Origin of the sequence: Pseudomonas sp. SIMBA_067 (assembly GCF_046534675.1) — a bacterium.
Taxonomy (GTDB): Bacteria; Pseudomonadota; Gammaproteobacteria; order Pseudomonadales; family Pseudomonadaceae; genus Aquipseudomonas; species Aquipseudomonas putida.
In genome coordinates this window covers 19156-34964 of the sequence record NZ_JAWRYH010000018.1, presented here as the reverse complement: position 1 = coordinate 34964, position 15809 = coordinate 19156, and the positions used below count along the sequence as shown (strand labels likewise).

At 58.4% G+C, this 15809-nt stretch carries 16 protein-coding genes and 1 pseudogene; 7 read left to right on the top strand and 10 right to left on the bottom strand.

Features of this window, described 5'->3' with window-relative positions; translation table 11 throughout:
• Positions 1 to 396: 396 nt before the first annotated feature.
• A complete protein-coding gene (locus tag SB765_RS26685; RefSeq protein WP_302088496.1) occupies positions 397 to 1242 on the bottom strand; it encodes a DUF4393 domain-containing protein in 846 nt (281 codons plus the stop codon).
• A 78-nt stretch (positions 1243 to 1320) separates the two neighbouring features.
• Positions 1321 to 1533 carry a helix-turn-helix domain-containing protein gene (locus SB765_RS26680; RefSeq protein WP_302088495.1) on the bottom strand — a complete coding sequence of 71 codons (213 nt, stop codon included), beginning with the start codon at positions 1531 to 1533 and terminating at the stop codon, positions 1321 to 1323.
• A gap of 146 nt (positions 1534 to 1679) precedes the next feature.
• Here SB765_RS26680 and SB765_RS26675 point away from each other — a divergent pair, with 146 nt between their 5' ends.
• From SB765_RS26675 to SB765_RS26665, 3 genes are all read left to right on the top strand, one after another.
• A complete protein-coding gene (locus tag SB765_RS26675) occupies positions 1680 to 1994 on the top strand; it encodes a hypothetical protein (RefSeq protein ID WP_410932203.1) in 315 nt (104 codons plus the stop codon).
• 22 nt (positions 1995 to 2016) lie between these two features.
• The gene (locus SB765_RS26670) at positions 2017 to 2538 is read left to right on the top strand and encodes a hypothetical protein (RefSeq protein ID WP_410932202.1); all 522 of its coding nucleotides are present in this window, start codon (positions 2017 to 2019) and stop codon (positions 2536 to 2538) included.
• Between the two features lie 155 nt (positions 2539 to 2693).
• Positions 2694 to 3080, top strand: coding sequence for a hypothetical protein (locus SB765_RS26665; protein ID WP_182390421.1), 387 nt, complete (start codon positions 2694 to 2696; stop codon positions 3078 to 3080).
• 619 nt (positions 3081 to 3699) lie between these two features.
• Here SB765_RS26665 and SB765_RS26660 read toward each other — a convergent pair.
• The 5 genes and pseudogenes from SB765_RS26660 to cysZ all read right to left on the bottom strand — a co-directional run bounded on the left by SB765_RS26660 (position 3700) and on the right by cysZ (position 7516).
• Positions 3700 to 4557, bottom strand: a complete 858-nt coding sequence (locus tag SB765_RS26660; protein ID WP_302088492.1) for a helix-turn-helix domain-containing protein — start codon at positions 4555 to 4557, stop codon at positions 3700 to 3702.
• 315 nt (positions 4558 to 4872) lie between these two features.
• Positions 4873 to 5268 carry a Rha family transcriptional regulator gene (locus SB765_RS26655; RefSeq protein WP_410932201.1) on the bottom strand — a complete coding sequence of 132 codons (396 nt, stop codon included), beginning with the start codon at positions 5266 to 5268 and terminating at the stop codon, positions 4873 to 4875.
• A gap of 142 nt (positions 5269 to 5410) precedes the next feature.
• Positions 5411 to 6289, bottom strand: coding sequence for a site-specific integrase (locus tag SB765_RS26650; RefSeq protein WP_410932213.1), 879 nt, complete (start codon positions 6287 to 6289; stop codon positions 5411 to 5413).
• Positions 6290 to 6508: 219 nt separating this feature from the next.
• Positions 6509 to 6697, bottom strand: a pseudogene (locus tag SB765_RS26645) (DUF6538 domain-containing protein); the annotation flags it as partial.
• A 54-nt stretch (positions 6698 to 6751) separates the two neighbouring features.
• Positions 6752 to 7516, bottom strand: coding sequence for a sulfate transporter CysZ (cysZ, locus tag SB765_RS26640; RefSeq protein ID WP_410932200.1), 765 nt, complete (start codon positions 7514 to 7516; stop codon positions 6752 to 6754).
• Positions 7517 to 7846: 330 nt separating this feature from the next.
• Between cysZ and trxB the strand changes: the two genes are divergently transcribed.
• Entirely contained in the window at positions 7847 to 8809 is a 963-nt protein-coding gene (trxB, locus tag SB765_RS26635) for a thioredoxin-disulfide reductase (RefSeq protein ID WP_003247318.1), read from the top strand.
• A 59-nt stretch (positions 8810 to 8868) separates the two neighbouring features.
• Here the strand turns inward: trxB and nadC are convergent, their stop codons facing one another.
• Entirely contained in the window at positions 8869 to 9717 is an 849-nt protein-coding gene (gene nadC / locus SB765_RS26630) for a carboxylating nicotinate-nucleotide diphosphorylase (RefSeq protein ID WP_016501457.1), read from the bottom strand.
• Positions 9718 to 9959: 242 nt separating this feature from the next.
• Here nadC and SB765_RS26625 point away from each other — a divergent pair, with 242 nt between their 5' ends.
• The 3 genes from SB765_RS26625 (at position 9960) to ampE (ending at position 13604) form a co-directional block, all read left to right on the top strand.
• Positions 9960 to 12116, top strand: coding sequence for a DUF1631 domain-containing protein (locus SB765_RS26625; RefSeq protein ID WP_410932199.1), 2157 nt, complete (start codon positions 9960 to 9962; stop codon positions 12114 to 12116).
• Between the two features lie 88 nt (positions 12117 to 12204).
• Entirely contained in the window at positions 12205 to 12777 is a 573-nt protein-coding gene (ampD, locus tag SB765_RS26620) for a 1,6-anhydro-N-acetylmuramyl-L-alanine amidase AmpD (RefSeq protein ID WP_341797584.1), read from the top strand.
• A complete protein-coding gene (ampE, locus tag SB765_RS26615; RefSeq protein WP_234227514.1) occupies positions 12774 to 13604 on the top strand; it encodes a regulatory signaling modulator protein AmpE in 831 nt (276 codons plus the stop codon). Before ampD ends, ampE begins: the two co-directional genes overlap by 4 nt.
• Positions 13605 to 13751: 147 nt before the next feature.
• On the opposite strand, the gene SB765_RS26610 is transcribed toward ampE, so the two are convergent.
• On the bottom strand, positions 13752 to 14528 hold the full coding sequence (locus tag SB765_RS26610; protein WP_410932198.1) for a TatD family hydrolase: 777 nt from the start codon (positions 14526 to 14528) through the stop codon (positions 13752 to 13754).
• 2 nt (positions 14529 to 14530) lie between these two features.
• Complete coding sequence (gene cra, locus SB765_RS26605) at positions 14531 to 15526, bottom strand: catabolite repressor/activator (RefSeq protein WP_341797586.1); 996 nt, start codon at positions 15524 to 15526, stop codon at positions 14531 to 14533.
• Positions 15527 to 15809 lie beyond the last annotated feature (283 nt).

Genomic DNA, 15809 nt, shown 5'->3' with positions numbered 1-15809 from the left:
CGGACCAGTAGAATGCTGAGCAACACCTAATTCCATTCTAACTATAAGGTTAATGCCTCAGAAGGGCTGTTTGCTTGACTCCGCTCGTATCAATGCCAGCATTCATGGGGGTAGGGGTCAGGCTAGCCGTCAGAGAGGCACGAATTGGGCTAGTTGGCGATTAGCAACCGATTAGATAAAGCAATTGTAAATACTGGTCTAGAAGTGGCTCGGGTGCATTCGGGGACGGAGATCTTGACGGATAGGTAATTGGCAATGTTTGCAGATAACAACAGAGGAGGTTAAAGCTATAAACCCAGTGCGAAGTATGGGGCTGCTACTTAGGTTTTAGGGCGCTAGTTATCTGCCTTGGAGCTAAGTAGCAGTGGGGTTATGCTAGGGTTGGCTGGCGACTTGTTAAGAGCTGACCGGCGGGGTAGGTCTAAGTCCTGTGCCTGTAATGCAGATCCTCCCAAAGTGCTCCCCTAAGCTAGTTAGCTTCACTGCGCTTCTAGTTGATTTGAAGATTAAGTCCCACTCCGCTATCTGTCTTTTATAAGCCAGAACATCACGGCTGTTCTCTAGCTGTGTATATAGAGATTTGTCTGTGTACTCGTAATTGCCGGGGATCTCGATGAGACCTAACCTTTTAAGGTTATCTAAGTATGTAGGGGTCATTTCCGGGGCACTGAGCTGTGCGGATTCTCCAAGCAGTGTCACATTTGTTGCTACATCATAGCCGCCTTCATCTGGCTGCTTTGATTGAGCTCGGATGAAGAGTAGTGGGAAGGCTTGAGGTAAAATCAATAGCTTCATTAACTTAGCCTCGTCTGATGTTAATTGCTTAATCATCTCTACGAAGGCTGGCAACGCACCATTGGCTGACTTACGGTCCATTGAGCTAGCAAGCAGCTTAGCATACATATCACTCAATAGCTCTTCATCTAAAGTATAGCTCAATGCGTGAATTGCAGGTACGGCGACACTACTTTTGGGTGTTATTATGTCTTCCGGGGGTACTTCCTTGAGGTTGCTTGCTACTTTGTTGTTGATGAAGTTTTGAAATTGCTCATAGCTCCATATTGCGCCACTAATTGGAGCTAAAGCTACGTTTACTGCTTTGCAGAGGGTTTCAAGCGATCTGCCGATTTGTTTAGCGGCGGGCTGAATTAGGTCGTCGTAGATGGGGATAGCTTTCACCAGGCCTGTTGCAGCATTGATTGTGCTGTCGATATTGTTGCTGGGTTTGTTCTCTTCGGTCATGAAATGTTTCTCGTCCTTGGCGGCATTCCAAATGTCTAATCTACAGGTTTAATCGCTTTGGCTTATCTCTAGGGCGCTTTACAAGATCGTTGATTCCACTTCGCTTATGAGTGTCGAAGGCTTGCACTTTAGTGCTGCTGCCAGCTTGAATATAACGTTGATGGTAGGCTGATGGATCCCCCGCTCAATGAGACTCACGTAGTTTCGTTGCACCTCAGCCTCAAACGCTAGCTTCTCCTGCGTCAGTCCAGCCTGCTTTCGCCGTTGGCGAAGAACCTTGCCGAATGCCAACCCTGCGTCCAAACCTTGCCCCCTCTGTGTGAGGTTGCACTGTCGGTTCAAGGGCTCGGTAGGTCTTCACAGTATACTGTGAATTCGCATCGCGGTATGGCATCATTGGTCCTGGGCAATGGCACGTTGCTATTGCAGGGGCGACTGTGGCGGTCGTCACTCAAGCGGAGGCAGGACTGTTGATGGTGAAAGGACGATTGCAGGGCTTGGTGGTTGCAGGGGTGGTGCTACTGATCGCTGGTTGTGCCCAGCCGCAGTACAAAATGGTGAAGCCTGGGGCTTCTGATGAGTCTGCGATGCAGGACGATGCCAAGTGCCAGAACCAAGCCGCCATGATCCAAGTGGCAGACTGGGAGTACCGTGGAACGTTTGCTGAAGGCGCCAACATCCAGATGAAGCAGAACAAAGCCTACCAGAACTGCATGGTGGGCAAGGGCTATAGATCGATCAGGGTCCAGTAGGTGACTTACAAGGAAGCGAACGATGAGCAGTAGATTCCAACGAGCACTGACTGTAGGGGCTTTGGGGTTGCTGGTGGGGTGTGCTCAATCACGATATGAACCAATCGTGTACACAGATGCTGCACCTGCCGAGCGGTGGAAGTTCACGCCGATTGAGGTCAAGTACAAAGACGCCCAGTCCCCGGCCTGGAACTTTGAAACGGTGCTTCAGGCGAGAGCCTGGGAATGCAGTCAGCAGGCAGATATGGGTTACATCCTGTACAGCCAGCTTCGTGGGTATGGATCGAGTAAACGGCCAGATGAGAATGCTCAAGCCCTAGCTGACTGCCAGCAGTACGCCTACCAGCAGGGGAATGAGGCCATTGCTCGCCTCAAGCAAGCCAAGGTGTCTGCAAAGACCCTGGATCTGAGCAAGGACCTGTATGCGAAGTGGTCGGCCTACTTGGCAGGGATGTCCATCTCTTCTCCCAAAGACCGACTAGTAGCGAACCAGTATGAGGCTAGTAGGCGGGCCCTGCTGGCAGAGGACAAATTCAGCCAGTAGCTCGCACACAGGTGCGGGTGAAGTCAGATCGTAAGCCCTGCAAGGCAGCATTTTGAGTAAGACCCGAGGAAGACCCCTAGTAAGACCACACGTAAGACCTGGGAAGACCTTGAACCTAACTTACTCAACTTGGCTAAATTGAAGGAACTTACATTATGAACGACCAGTACGTACCGACCGACAGCAGTGACGACAACGAGCCACCATTCGTCTACCTGAGCCAACTCATGTTTAGCAAGCTTGCCGAAGTGGGCGTTGCAGCCCCCAGCTTTATACAGGTGATGCTAGTCCTTACGAAGAGTCTTGACCCTGATGGATGCGTAGAGGTATCCCTGGCGGAGGTGGTGCAGCAGTGCAACACTCCCCTAAAGAAGGTTAAAGCAGGCATCCTAGGGCTCGCGGGAGCCGAACTTATAGAGTCGCTGAATCTGAGCGCTCTGGCGGCAGGCACTGTAAGTTGTAGAATGAACCCCGATCTTGTTCGCTACGGTAAATCCAGAGGCCCGAGCTTCCCCCTGGGAACCCCATCGCAAGCTGAATGATCATTTGCTGGCATTAAGCTGGCATCATCATATTGCGGCCTAGGATGTGGCCGCATTTCAGCTCCATCGTTGCCAGGTCGAGGGCTAAGGATTAGCACTTCGGCCTCTGCTGGCACTCACGCCTGCACAGAGTACTGATTTGCTGAGTTATATGTGACGCACGTCACGCGATTACCAACCTATGCCGCTCGGCATGGTTAAGAGCAAGATCAAGAGCGGGGAGGGGCAGTTCAGCCCCCTCTCTCCCCTACTAATAGAATGGTTATCCTGCCTTACGGCATAGTTGTAGCAGGGGCAGGGCAGAAAGCCCCTGATGCTTTTGATCTTAACCTTGCAAGTAAATGGTGACGGTCGTCACGCGGTAGTAACTTCTACAGTTAAAATTAGAATTAAAGCAAGATCAAGAGCGGTAGGGGCTTTCTTGCCCCTTCTCTTATATGTTGCATAGAGTCGTTATCCTTGCCTCAGGCGAAGTCATTCCTGCTGTGGCGTAGTCGCCACGAGGTTAATCTGGAGGGGAATCTCTAGAGGTACTAATCTCAAAGCTCCGCTTTGGCACTTGCCTTTTATATGTATGCGGCCGTATTACTCCCCCCCTGCTCCTGACCGGTTGTAGCGGTTATGCTGCCTGCGAGGCTTCTAGCCGTGCTGCTTCATCTCTCCATTTCCTGATTATCTTCCGATCAACCCGCGTCTCCCTTTCAATAGCCTTGAGCGGAGTACCTTCCACCAGCATCTGCATTACCTTGGCCTTCTTTGGATGATCCGGACGCCCTGGCGGCTGAACGATGGCTGGCTGGATGAATTCTTTGCTCAGCTCTGCTTCGTATTCTGCTTCGTAATCTTCAGAGCTTCTGAATTGAGCTAGTGTGCGTAGGTCGTAATGGAGTTTGGCCAGTATCTCAGGGTCTGGAGGGTTAGCGTCATCGCAGTCTTCCCAGTCATGAGTACTTACTTTAGGAGTAGCGATTCCATCAAGGCATGTTCCATCCATTTCATGGATGAGCGATCTTGGGCGACTATTCATCATTCTTAGGATTATAAGTTTGATTGCTTTAAAGTAACGCCTTGCATGCCTTGGCTTTAATTGTAGGGTTTCTTCAATGGCTTCGTTATGGATGGCTGGTAGGATTTCCAAGACTCTTACAAGACTGCGCACAGATAGCGGCATCGATTTACCACCTACACCGATAGGGCGGTTATGCCAATCAAGTCGTGCGATTCCCTCGATAATATCCATTGCAAACCCAGGGTAACGTCCCCATCGCGTATCCCAGCCGATGAAGCCGAAAAAGGGGTTGGTAATAGTGTTTGGCTTTGGTCCTCGTGTGCTCTTCTGTTTGCTCGGCTGCTCCTTCTCAAAGTTCGGAATCTGCTTTATCAGCCATCGGCGGGCGTTGGCAGCTATTCGCGCATCCAGTGCGTGAAGCTCTGTAGTGGTAAGAAGTTTTGTATTGGCTGGTTTATTGTTGTTCATGTGATGTCGGTCTATTCAGTTTATTTGTTAGCAATCCCTCACGTTTATTAAGCAATTAGGTTTTAGTAATTGGCTTTATTGCAGACGGCACAAAGCCCGCTCTGCTCAGTGGCCTAGTGGCTTGAACAAGCGAGATAGTGATCTAGTAGGGGAGATGTTGCGGATGTCAGTGGCTCTGACAGGGTGGGAATGATACAGATTTGTTGTGGGAAGTCAAGCTTTAAGTTGCTCGTAAAGTTTATGGCTCCTCCCGTGATGTATATTGCAGCATGGATCATGCTGCAACTAAGCAAGCTATGTAAGCCTGGTTGTAAGTTAGCTATGAGGCTGTGATCTCATTTGCGTGCCTGCCAATACCCTCGTCACTGAAGCCCAGGCGGTGCAGGGACCATACAGGCAACTAGAGCACGTTGGCGACCTGGCCTTCCAGTCACGCCATCGGTCAATGACCTTGGCTCTCAGCACCATGTTGTAGCCAGTGAGCAGGACATCCGTCTCCCTGCGTGGCAGGTCGAAGCACCGGTACGTGTTGCCGCGATCAGTTTGGTACGTTCCTAGAAAGTCAGGAGCGTGCCGCTCGATGTCCCTGAGCATCCTCTTGATGTCTGTCATCACGTGATCGTGACGCTTGCCTGTAAGCTTGGCAATCTCTCGGCTACTCGTGATTAACAGCCTGTCGGGACACCCTGCGTTGCAGGATGCCCAAGACACTCATCCGCTTGATGGTCGTCTTCACATACTCGTATCGGCTACCGACAAGATCCGCCAGCCGTTGCCGTCATCGGTATCGTAAGCAGCGCCTCCAGCATCGCCTTCAGAGGTGTACGGCTATCGTTTATGCGAGAGACTGTCATTAGTTAGGCAGCAGCCCAGCAGCTTTAGCAAGGCTAGGCAGCTTCTGTATCTCCATCGCCATCCGGGGCAGTGGGTTAATGCCATAGCTATCCCCGATATGGCCAGACGCATGCCCAGTTATCCAGTCGCTCACTTCCTTGGGTATGCCGTGCTCCCTTGCAAGCGTTTTGAAGCTGTGCCGGAAGGCGTGGAGTGGGTTTCGGCCTGGTTGATACACCCCGCACCGTTGAGTGATAGGGCGCCACGACTTGGAGACGATCCCCGCGAAACCATCCGAGACTTTTACCAACTGAGGGAATACGCGGGTTCCAGGCGTGCGATCTTGCACCAGTGTCAACAAGCCTAGGGCGATCAGGTCAGGATGAACAGGGATCTCTCTGCGGCTGCTATCGGTTTTAACAGACTTGTCTGGCCTATCGTCAATGATCCGAATAAACCAAGACCCGCCTTCATGCTGGTGGACATCCTCTATATAGAGTTGAGCCAGTTCTTCGCGTCGGGCACCAGTGTATGCAGCCATCAACGGTATCCAGAAGACCGCGCTTCCCGGCCGGCCCTCAGCGTGTCGAAGCTGCTGGAAGTGGGTGTGGCTGAATAGCGAGACCAGTTCATTCCAGCTATATCCACGGTTATCGTCCAATCGGCGTTTCGCTTTGCCCGACCCCAGCCGCTTGTGGATGCGTGACGCAGTCACAGGATTCGTTTCAACCAAACCAGAATCGACGGTGAAGGCCATCACCGATGACAGTCGCGCCAGCAGCAAGCGAGTGGACGAGGTAGCCAGTGGCTTAACGTTGGCATCAGCAGGCTGGATCAAGTTCGCAGCGAACGCATGGATATCTGAGGGCTGAATCAAGGCGATTGGCTTGTCGCCCATGTCTGTGATGTACCGGTTGACAGCCCGGCTGTAGTCCACGGCATGGCGACGCGAAACATACTCAGATCTACCAGACATGGAGATGGACTCGACGTAGCGAGTGAGGGCTTCTGACAGCCTAATGGAGCCTTTTTCGAGGGTGGGCACTAAAGGCGTAGGTACACGCTGCCCTAGCGTCTCTCGCTTGCAGGGGGCAACGTAGAGGCCTTGGCGGGCATCATTAAATATCCTTTCGGACTCTGCATAAGCAAGGGCAAATACAGCCTTCGCTTGGTGGTGGTGTCGTGTATTTAGCGACCGACGGATCTCGGTCTTGCCGATTATCTGCCTGAGGTCATCAGGCACCCTGCGACGTAGGTAATAGATGCCTGAATCGGGGTGCCTGAATGGTTGAGCTATCAGTGCCATGTGTACCAGCCTTGTGTATCAGTGGGCTGGGAAAGGGCATCGCTTACGTGCTTGTCAGGCGTTCTGATTGGCTGCTTTAGTGACGCGGATGTCGCCCTTTTCCCGCACCCAGAACAACGTAGCCCCGGCCACCGCCGCTGGCATCATCAGTACGTTCACCCCCGGAATCATCAGCGCCAGGTAGGTGATGCCGCCAAAGCCTAGCGACTGCCAGCGCTTCTGGCGCAGCCAGGCGAGCATGTCCTGCCAGCTCATCTTGTTGTTGTCCGCCGGGTAGTCGATGTACTGAATGGCCATCATCCATACCCCGAACATCAGCCACAGCGGCGCGGCGATTACGTTGACCACGGGGATCAGCGACAGGATGAACAGGCCGATGGCCCGTGGCAGGAAGTAGCCCAACTTGCGCATTTCGCGGCTGAAGGTGCGTGGCACCATGGCCACCAGCTCGCCCCAGCTGAACGCCGGGAAGGTGTCTTCGCCACGCACCACCACTTCGACCTTTTCCGCCAGGAAGCCATTGAACGGCGCGGCAATGATGTTGGCCACCAGGGTGAAGGTGAAGAACACCATCAGCACCAGCAGGGCAACGAACAGCGGCCAGAGTATGTAGCTGAGAAAGCTCAGCCAGTCTGGTAGCGTTGGCATCAGGGCATCGAGCCACAGGCCGAACTGGTGGCCGGCGAAGTAGACCATGCCACCGAACAGCAGCAGGTTGACCGCCAGCGGCAGCAGCACGAACAACCGCAGGTTGGGGCTCAGCACCAGTTTCAGGCCTTCGCGCAGGTATTGGGGGCCGGAGAGGACAGGGGCTTGCATCGGGAGACTCCGCAGAGAAGGAAAACGCGCTGACCTTACCGAGTTTGCTGCGCCGACGAAAGGTGGCTCGCAAGCGGGACACGGGCTGTAACAAAAGCGCCAGGGCTGGCCTATGAATGAAATCAATGAATAGACCGTGCCTATGAGGTGGATTGTCTAAGGATATTTCCTTAATCTTTGCGGCCTCGCTACAGTGCGCTCAACTTTCCGCTTTTCGGGCCTGCGCGTTGTAGCCTTCCCCAAGTGCTGCGTGGGTCCGTTTTAATTTTCCAGCTGGCGCAGCCGGTACACCGATGCCGGCCCGTGCCGCCGGCTCGACAGGAGTTCGACATGTCTGAAGTACGTCATTCGCGCGTCATCATTCTCGGTTCCGGCCCTGCCGGTTACAGTGCTGCAGTCTACGCTGCCCGCGCCAACCTCAAGCCGCTGCTGATCACCGGCATGCAGGCGGGCGGCCAGCTGACCACCACCACCGAAGTTGACAACTGGCCGGGCGACCCCCACGGCCTGACCGGCCCGGCCCTGATGCAGCGCATGCAGGAACACGCCGAGCGTTTCGAAACCGAAATCGTCTTCGACCACATCAATGCTGTCGACCTGGCCAACAAACCGTTCACCCTGCAGGGTGACAGCGGCAAATACACCTGCGACGCACTGATCATCGCCACCGGTGCCAGCGCCCGCTACCTGGGCCTGCCGTCGGAAGAAACCTTCATGGGCAAGGGCGTTTCGGCCTGCGCCACCTGCGACGGTTTCTTCTACCGCAACAAGCCAGTCGCCGTGGTTGGCGGCGGCAACACTGCCGTGGAAGAAGCGCTTTACCTGGCCAACATCGCCAGCAAGGTTACCTTGGTGCACCGTCGCGAGACCTTCCGCGCCGAAAAGATCCTGGTCGACAAGCTCAACGCCCGTGTGGCCGAAGGCAAGATCGAGCTCAAGCTCAACGCCACCCTGGACGAAGTGTTGGGTGACAACATGGGCGTAACCGGTGCGCGCCTGAAGAACAACGACGGCAGCAGCGACGAAATCAAGGTCGACGGCGTATTCATCGCCATTGGCCACACCCCGAACACCTCGCTGTTCGAAGGCCAGCTGACCCTCAAGGACGGCTACCTGGTGGTCAACGGCGGCCGTGAAGGCAACGCTACCGCCACCAACGTTGAAGGTGTGTTCGCTGCAGGTGACGTGGCTGACCACGTTTACCGTCAGGCCATTACCTCGGCCGGCGCTGGCTGCATGGCGGCCCTGGACGTAGAGCGTTACCTGGACGGCCTGGCCAACGCCTCGTTCTGATCAGATAGCGCCCCAAAAAAACCGGCTGAAAGGCCGGTTTTTTATTGCCTGCGGTCAGCTCACAGGCTCAACCGCATGGACAGGTCCACTGCTTTCACATCCTTGGTCATGGCACCAATCGAGATGTAGTCCACGCCAGTCTCGGCAATTACCCGCAAGGTCGTCTCGTTCACCCCGCCGCTGGCCTCCAGCTTGGCCTTGCCCGCGTTAATACGCACCGCTTCGCGCATTTCGTCCAGGTTCAGCTCGTCGAGCATGATGATGTCCGCGCCCGCTGCCAGCGCCTCGCGCAGTTCATCCAGGCTTTCCACTTCGATCTCTACCGGCTTGCCCGGCGCAATTCGGTGCGCCGCCGTTACGGCCTCGGCAACACCACCGCTGGCGGCGATGTGGTTTTCCTTGATCAGGAAGGCGTCGTACAGGCCGATGCGGTGGTTGTCGCAGCCGCCGCAGGTAACCGCGTACTTCTGTGCCAGGCGCAGGCCGGGCAGGGTTTTGCGGGTGTCCAGCAGGCGCACCTGGGTGCCTTCCACCAAGTCGGCCAGGAAACGCGCACGGGTGGCGACCCCCGACAGCATCTGCAGGAAGTTCAGCGCGCTGCGCTCGCCGCTCAGCAGCGAGCGGGCCGGGCCTTCCAGGTGGAACAGCGGCTGGTTGGCCGTGGCGCGATCACCGTCGGCCACCTGCCAGTGCACGGCCACACGCGGGTCGAGCTGGCGAAACACGGCGTCGACCCAGGCAGTGCCTGCAATCACGCAGTCTTCGCGGGTGATGATGGTGGCCTTGGCCAGGCGCTCGGCCGGGATCAGCTGCGCGGTGATATCGCCACTGCCGATGTCCTCCAACAGTGCGCGGCGCACGTTGGCTTCGATTTCAGCGGTCAGGTCGGCAAGGCGTAGGTTCGGCATGGTCGGCTCCACAAGCTAGATGCCGGCGATTATAGGGCAGGGGGCCGATGTGTACAGCCGCCCCGGCCATGACCTTTGGTCGGTCTTCGTGAGCAATGCCTGCAAACGAGGGTCATTAACCCGTCCATGAATCGGCGCTGGCAGCTGTGCGATTTTTTACTGATAATGGCGACCAGTATTTGGCGTCATAGCTTTGACGATTTACAGCCCCTTCGGGCATGACACCCTGCAAGGAGTCCAGGATGCAAAAAGAAGGCAAGGTGGTGCCCCTGGCGGCAGCCATCGACCGAGGGGGGCGCACGCCTCTGCCTTGCCTTCCGGTGTTGCTCCTGCAAGTGCGCGACAAGGCTGCGCTGCAATTGCGCCAGGGCTTGCAGGCGCTGTTCGACAATGCTGACGACACCCTGTTCGAGATGGCCGACAAGGCCGTTGATCGCTGCGACCAGAACCTGTACTTCGAGGCCATGCGGGATCTGCGCCTGAAGCGCAAAAGTATCGAACGCGGCTTCCTTGATACCTTCTATGACGCCTACGCCCGCATCGGCCAGGTCGACCTGCTTGTGCATCTGGCAGAACCCGGCAACCTGCGTAGCAAGGTGCAACTGGAACGGGCTGCGGCCATCGAAGGCATGGTCGCGCGGGTGCTGTCGCGCGATGGCATTGCCCTGCAGCAACTGGGCCTGCGCTTGCAGGCCTTGCTCGACCGCCCCGTGCATGAGCAGCGCAACCCGCTCGGCCCTGCTGCATTGTGCGGGTACTTCCTTGAAGCTGGCCGTAACCTGGGGGTGGGCTTACGGGTCAAACTGGTCCTGCTCAAGCTTTTCGAGCGTTATGTCTTGCGCGATGTCGACGTCATCTATGCCGAAGCCAACCAGTTGCTGGCCGTCGCCGGTGTGCTGCCCGAGTTGCAACCGGCCCCGCGCCGGCGTGCCGAAGACCGGCGCATGAGGGCAGGACGAGGGCCGGCAAGCCAAGGCCAGGAAGTGGGGGCGGATGCGGCAGGCCAGGCCTTCTTTGCCTCGTTGCAAACCTTGCTGGCCCCGGCGCGCGGGCAGTTCGCACCGCGATTGCAGGCGGTGGCTGCGGCCCAGTCGATCAGCACCGCCGACCTGGTCCGCCTGCTTTCGCATTTGCAGCACTACTTGCCGGCTACCGGCGAGCCTGATGATTTCGAGCTCGGCCAACAACTCGAACAACTGCTGCTGCGGGTCAGCGTGCGCAGTGGCACGCGCCGGCGCATCGCCGTAGCCGACGAGGACATGATCAACCTGGTCGGCCTGCTGTTCGCCTGTATTCAAGGCGACGACAACCTGCCGGCCAGCCTGCGTGCGCTGATCGCGCGCCTGCATATCCCGCTGCTCAAGGTCGCCCTGCTGGACAAGGGGCTGTTCAGCCGGGCCAGTCACCCTGCACGCCGGCTGCTCAACGAAATCGCAGGCGCAGCCATTGGCTGGGAGTGCGGTGGCGAAGGCCTGCGCGACAGCCTGCACTTGCGAGTAGAGCGCATAGTCCAGCGCTTGATTAATGATTTTGCCGAAGATACCTGCCTGTTTGCCGAACTGCTCGACGAGTTCCTTGCGTTCAACCAGGAGGAACGGCGGCGCAACGAATTGCTTGAGCAACGCACGCGCGACGCCGAAGAAGGGCGTGCCCGTGCCCTGCAGGCGCGGCAGCAGGTGCAGCGGGTGCTCAACCAGCGCCTGCGTGGCCGGGTCTTGCCCTTGGTGGTGGTGCAAATGCTGGTACAGGCCTGGAGCCAGGTGCTGCTGCTGGCTTGGCTCAAGCAGGGTGAAGCCTCCCAGGCCTGGCGAGATAGCTTGCAGACGGTGGACACGCTATTGGCTACTATCACCCCCGGGCATGAGCCGCAAACCCTGTTGCAGCAGGTGCCGGGCCTGCTCAAGGCGCTGCGCGATGGCTTGGCTAGCGTGGCCCTGAATTCGGCGGCAACCCGTGAGTTCTTCCTGCAACTGGAGCAATTGCACCTGCGTGCCTGCGCAGGCGCTGAGCTAACGGTTGGCCATGGCCAACCCTTGGCCGAAGTGCTGGTGGACGAAGATATCGTGCTGGCGATTGCCGAAGAACCGTCCTGCGCGCCTTTACACATTGCCGATGGCCAGGCTGCAGCGTTGCGGCAGGTGCAGCGCTTGCGTATCGGGACCTGGGTTGAAGTACTTGATGACGACGAACCGCTGCGCTGCAAGCTGGTGGCACACATCGACAGCAGCGACAGGCTGGTGTTTGCCAACCGCACCGGCATGAAGGTGCGAGAGTGGAGCGGCGCGGGCCTGGCGCAGGCGCTACAGCGGGGGGACGTGCGGGTGCTGGATGACGGATTGTTGTTCGAGCGGGCGCTGGAGGCGGTGCTCGACGGGCTGCGGCAACCGCAGGTGCGGTAACCGGCAACATTACAATCATTCACATGCCAACGGCGTTGGCGGCAGGGCATACTGTGGTTCTGTTCAAGGCGCTTTCAGGATTTGCCCCATGCAATTGGACCGTGCCACTGGCTGGTTCCACGGAATCGGAATCACCCACTGCCCCTCGCCGAACTTCAATGCCCGCCCCGAAGGCGAAGTGATTTCCCTGCTGGTGATACACAACATCAGCCTGCCGCCGGCCTGCTTTGGTACCGGCAAGGTGCAGCAGTTCTTCCAGAATTGCCTGGACCCGAACGAACACCCTTATTTCGCCAGCATCAGCCAGCTGACCGTGTCGGCGCACCTGTTCGTCGAGCGTGACGGGGCAGTGACGCAGTTCGTGTCATTGCTGGAGCGCGCCTGGCACGCGGGTGTGTCGTGCTTCGACGGGCGCGAAGGCTGTAACGATTTTTCCATCGGCATCGAGCTGGAAGGCACCGACGACCTGCCCTACACCGATGCCCAGTACGGCGTGCTGGAGCAGCTAACCCGGCACATTCGCAGGGCCTGGCCGGCCATCGACCTGGGCCGCATTCAGGGCCACAGCGACATTGCCCCGCAACGCAAGACTGACCCCGGCCCGTCGTTCGATTGGCCGCGCTACCGTGAAGCGTTGCTGCACAACGAGGACAAGGCATGAGTTTTCTGGTGTTGCTGCTGGCACTGTGGGTCGAGAAGTTTTCGGCCCTGCGCCATCAAGTGCAGCGTGATGGGTTCTTTCTTGGCGAACTGGTACGCCTGGAGCGCAGCGGCAAGGTGCACCCCTGGTGGACGCTGGCCATCCTGGTGTTGGCACCGGTAGCGCTGCTGGTGTTGCTGCTGCATGTGCTGGAGCCGGTGGCCTATGGGCTGTTGGCGCTGCCGGTGCATCTGCTGGTGTTGGTCTACAGCCTGGGCCGTGGCGATGCCAAGGCGTCGCTGGGACCGTTCCGTGATGCCTGGCGACGCGGTGATGATCAAGCGGCGCTGCATGTTGCAGAGCGCGACCTGGGCGTGGTGGCGGACGAGCCGCATAGCCTGTTGGTGCGTGTTCAGGGCAACCTGCTGTGGCAGGTGTACCAAGGCTTTTTCGCGGTGATCTTCTGGTATTTCGTGCTGGGCCCTGGTGCGGCGCTGGCTTATCGCCTGCTGGCGCTGTGCGGCGAGCACAGCCAGCAGCCTGCGTTGAAGGCGCGGGCCGAACAACTGCGGCACATCATGGACTGGCTGCCGGTTCGCTTGATGGCGTTGAGCTTTGCGCTGGTGGGCAACTTCCTTGCAGTAACCCGGGTGATGCTGCACGAGGTGCTCAACTGGCACATCAGTGCTGCGCACCTGGTGGCGCGGGTGGGGCGTATTGCCGATGACATTCCCGATGAAGAAGACAGCCAGCGTGGGCTGGGGCGGCTGGACAGCCTGTGGGAGCTGCTGCTGCGCTGTGCGGTGTTGTGGTACGCCGGGTTCGCGCTGTGGACCGTGCTGGTCTGATCTGAAGCTTGTGGGAGCGGCCTTGCGTCGCGAAAGGGCTGCACAGCAGCCCCGGAACTTCAGCTTCGCCGCTTGAATTGCTGGGGCCGCTCTGCGGCCCTTTCGCGACGCAAGGCCGCTCCCACAAGAAACGCGTTCACCTGAGTTTCACCAGCCAAACAACTCGCAAGCATTGCGGGTACTGGCCTGCGCCAGCGCTTTTATATCCACTCCCATCACCTGGGCCAGCGCCCCGGCAATGTCCGGCAGATGCTCCGGGCTGTTCCGTTGCCCCGGGTACATCACCGGCGCCATATCCGGCGCATCGGTCTCCAGCACCACACTCTCCAGTGGCAGGCGCGCCAGCGTCTTGCGCAGCCGCAGCGCCTGTGGCCAGGTGCCGGCACCGCCAAGCCCAAGCCGAAAGCCTAGCTTGATGTATTCGCGCGCCTCTTCGTAACTGCCGGCAAACGCATGAATCACGCCCGCCCGCGCCGGCTTGTAGCGCTTGAGCGTGGCGATTGCCTGGGCATGGCTGCGGCGTACGTGCAACAGCGCGGGCAGTTCGAAGTCGCAGGCCATTTGCAGTTGCGCTTCGAACAGGTCCTGTTGGCGTGTTTTGTCCAGGTCTTCGAGGTAGTAGTCCAGGCCAAACTCACCCACGGCGCACAGCCGTGGGTCGCCATGCAGGCGTTCCAGCCATTCGCGCAGTTGCGTCAGGTGCTCCGGGCGATGCTGGTCGAGGTACACCGGGTGCAGGCCGAGTGCTGCGAACAGGCGCTGATCGGTGCAGGCGAGGTCCCACACCCGCTGGAAATTCGCCTGGTACACCCCCAGTACCACCATCCGTTCCACCCCGCGTGCCGCCGCGTTGGCCAGCAGGCGCGGGCGGTCGGCGTCGAAGTCGGGGAAGTCCAGGTGGGTGTGGGTGTCGATCAGGCGCATGTTCAGGCCGCCGTGATGCGCTGCTTGAAGGTGCGGCCCACGGCATGCACGCCAGGTTCGTAGCGTTTTTCCTCGATTGCGGCCAGCGCCAGTTCCAGCGCGGTGGCGGCAATCAGGCCATGCTGCTGGGCCATGGCATTGACCGGCAGTGGCAGGAAGTCGAGCAACTGGTTGTCACCAAAGGTGCCCAGCTGCAACTGGCGCGAGTCGGCCGGGCGTGCCTGAAGGGTGTCGAACACCCCTTGCAGCAACACGTACGAGGTGGTCACCAGGGCATCCGGCAGGCCGCCCAGGTCATGGATAAGCTGTTGCATAAGGCGCTGGCCGCACTCACGGCTGAACGCCTCGCCCTGGTAGCGACGGACATCACCGGTATAGCCTTGCAGGGCTTCGTCGAACCCGCCGGCACGCGCCTGGCTGACTGACAGCTCGGGGCGTGCGCCTATCAGGGCAATGCTGCGTGGGGCGGCGCTGAGCAGGCTGGTAGCCAATTGCCGGCTGGCATCGCGGTCGTCGCTGATGACCGAGCAGAAGTGCGTAGGGTCCAGCCGGCGGTCGATGGCGATCACCGGCAGGCCTTTGTCCTGCATATCGCGGTAGCTGTCGTCTTCCGGCGGCAGGCAGCTGGCGACGAACAGGGCATCGCAACGGCGCGCGCGGAACAGTTGCTGCAACTGGCGCTCGCTGTCGGGCTGGTCGTCGCTGCTGGCGATCAGCAACTGGTAGCCACGGGCGCGGGCGCCTTGCTCCAGCTGCTTGGCAATGCGGGCGTAGCTGGGGTTCTCCAGATCCGGGAGAATGAAGCCCAGGGTGCGGGTGTGTCGGCTGCGCAGGCCAGCGGCCTGCGGGTTGGGTGTGAAGCCGTGGGCTTCGACCACCGCGCGCACCCGTTCGACAGTGGCGTTGCTGATGCGCTGCTGTTCAGCCTTGCCGTTGATGACGTAGCTGGCCGTGGTCACGGACACACCGGCCAGACGGGCGATATCGCTGAGTTTCACCGAATTTTCCTTGTTATTTCCGGGGCTGGCTCTGAGGCCGGACCGGGTATTTTGACCCGGCGCTGGCGCCATGCGCAGACGACCATTGTCGCAATTGTCCGACAGGATGGGGCTTTTTACCGGGCAGATTATCGAGTAACGTGGCCGTCTGGTCAGATTAAACGTTTCAGCTGCCGAATTTTCTGCCTCGGCTGCCATCTGTGCAAGGCTGTTGAACTGGCCCTTCATGTGAATTTCACAACAATACTCCAGTACCCGACCGGGAACTGCAAAAGGAGAAGGT

What these genes read in the sequence shown, in the direction of transcription:
- SB765_RS26610 (WP_410932198.1), bottom strand. Translation starts at nt 14,528, where the DNA reads ATGCGCCTGATCGACACCCACACCCACCTGGACTTCCCCGACTTCGAC.
- cysZ (WP_410932200.1), bottom strand. Translation starts at nt 7,516, where the DNA reads ATGCAAGCCCCTGTCCTCTCCGGCCCCCAATACCTGCGCGAAGGCCTG.
- SB765_RS26670 (WP_410932202.1), top strand. Translation starts at nt 2,017, where the DNA reads ATGAGCAGTAGATTCCAACGAGCACTGACTGTAGGGGCTTTGGGGTTG.
- SB765_RS26650 (WP_410932213.1), bottom strand. Translation starts at nt 6,289, where the DNA reads ATGGGCGACAAGCCAATCGCCTTGATTCAGCCCTCAGATATCCATGCG.
- ampE (WP_234227514.1), top strand. Translation starts at nt 12,774, where the DNA reads ATGAGTTTTCTGGTGTTGCTGCTGGCACTGTGGGTCGAGAAGTTTTCG.
- SB765_RS26665 (WP_182390421.1), top strand. Translation starts at nt 2,694, where the DNA reads ATGAACGACCAGTACGTACCGACCGACAGCAGTGACGACAACGAGCCA.
- SB765_RS26685 (WP_302088496.1), bottom strand. Translation starts at nt 1,242, where the DNA reads ATGACCGAAGAGAACAAACCCAGCAACAATATCGACAGCACAATCAAT.
- nadC (WP_016501457.1), bottom strand. Translation starts at nt 9,717, where the DNA reads ATGCCGAACCTACGCCTTGCCGACCTGACCGCTGAAATCGAAGCCAAC.
- trxB (WP_003247318.1), top strand. Translation starts at nt 7,847, where the DNA reads ATGTCTGAAGTACGTCATTCGCGCGTCATCATTCTCGGTTCCGGCCCT.
- SB765_RS26625 (WP_410932199.1), top strand. Translation starts at nt 9,960, where the DNA reads ATGCAAAAAGAAGGCAAGGTGGTGCCCCTGGCGGCAGCCATCGACCGA.
- ampD (WP_341797584.1), top strand. Translation starts at nt 12,205, where the DNA reads ATGCAATTGGACCGTGCCACTGGCTGGTTCCACGGAATCGGAATCACC.
- SB765_RS26660 (WP_302088492.1), bottom strand. Translation starts at nt 4,557, where the DNA reads ATGAACAACAATAAACCAGCCAATACAAAACTTCTTACCACTACAGAG.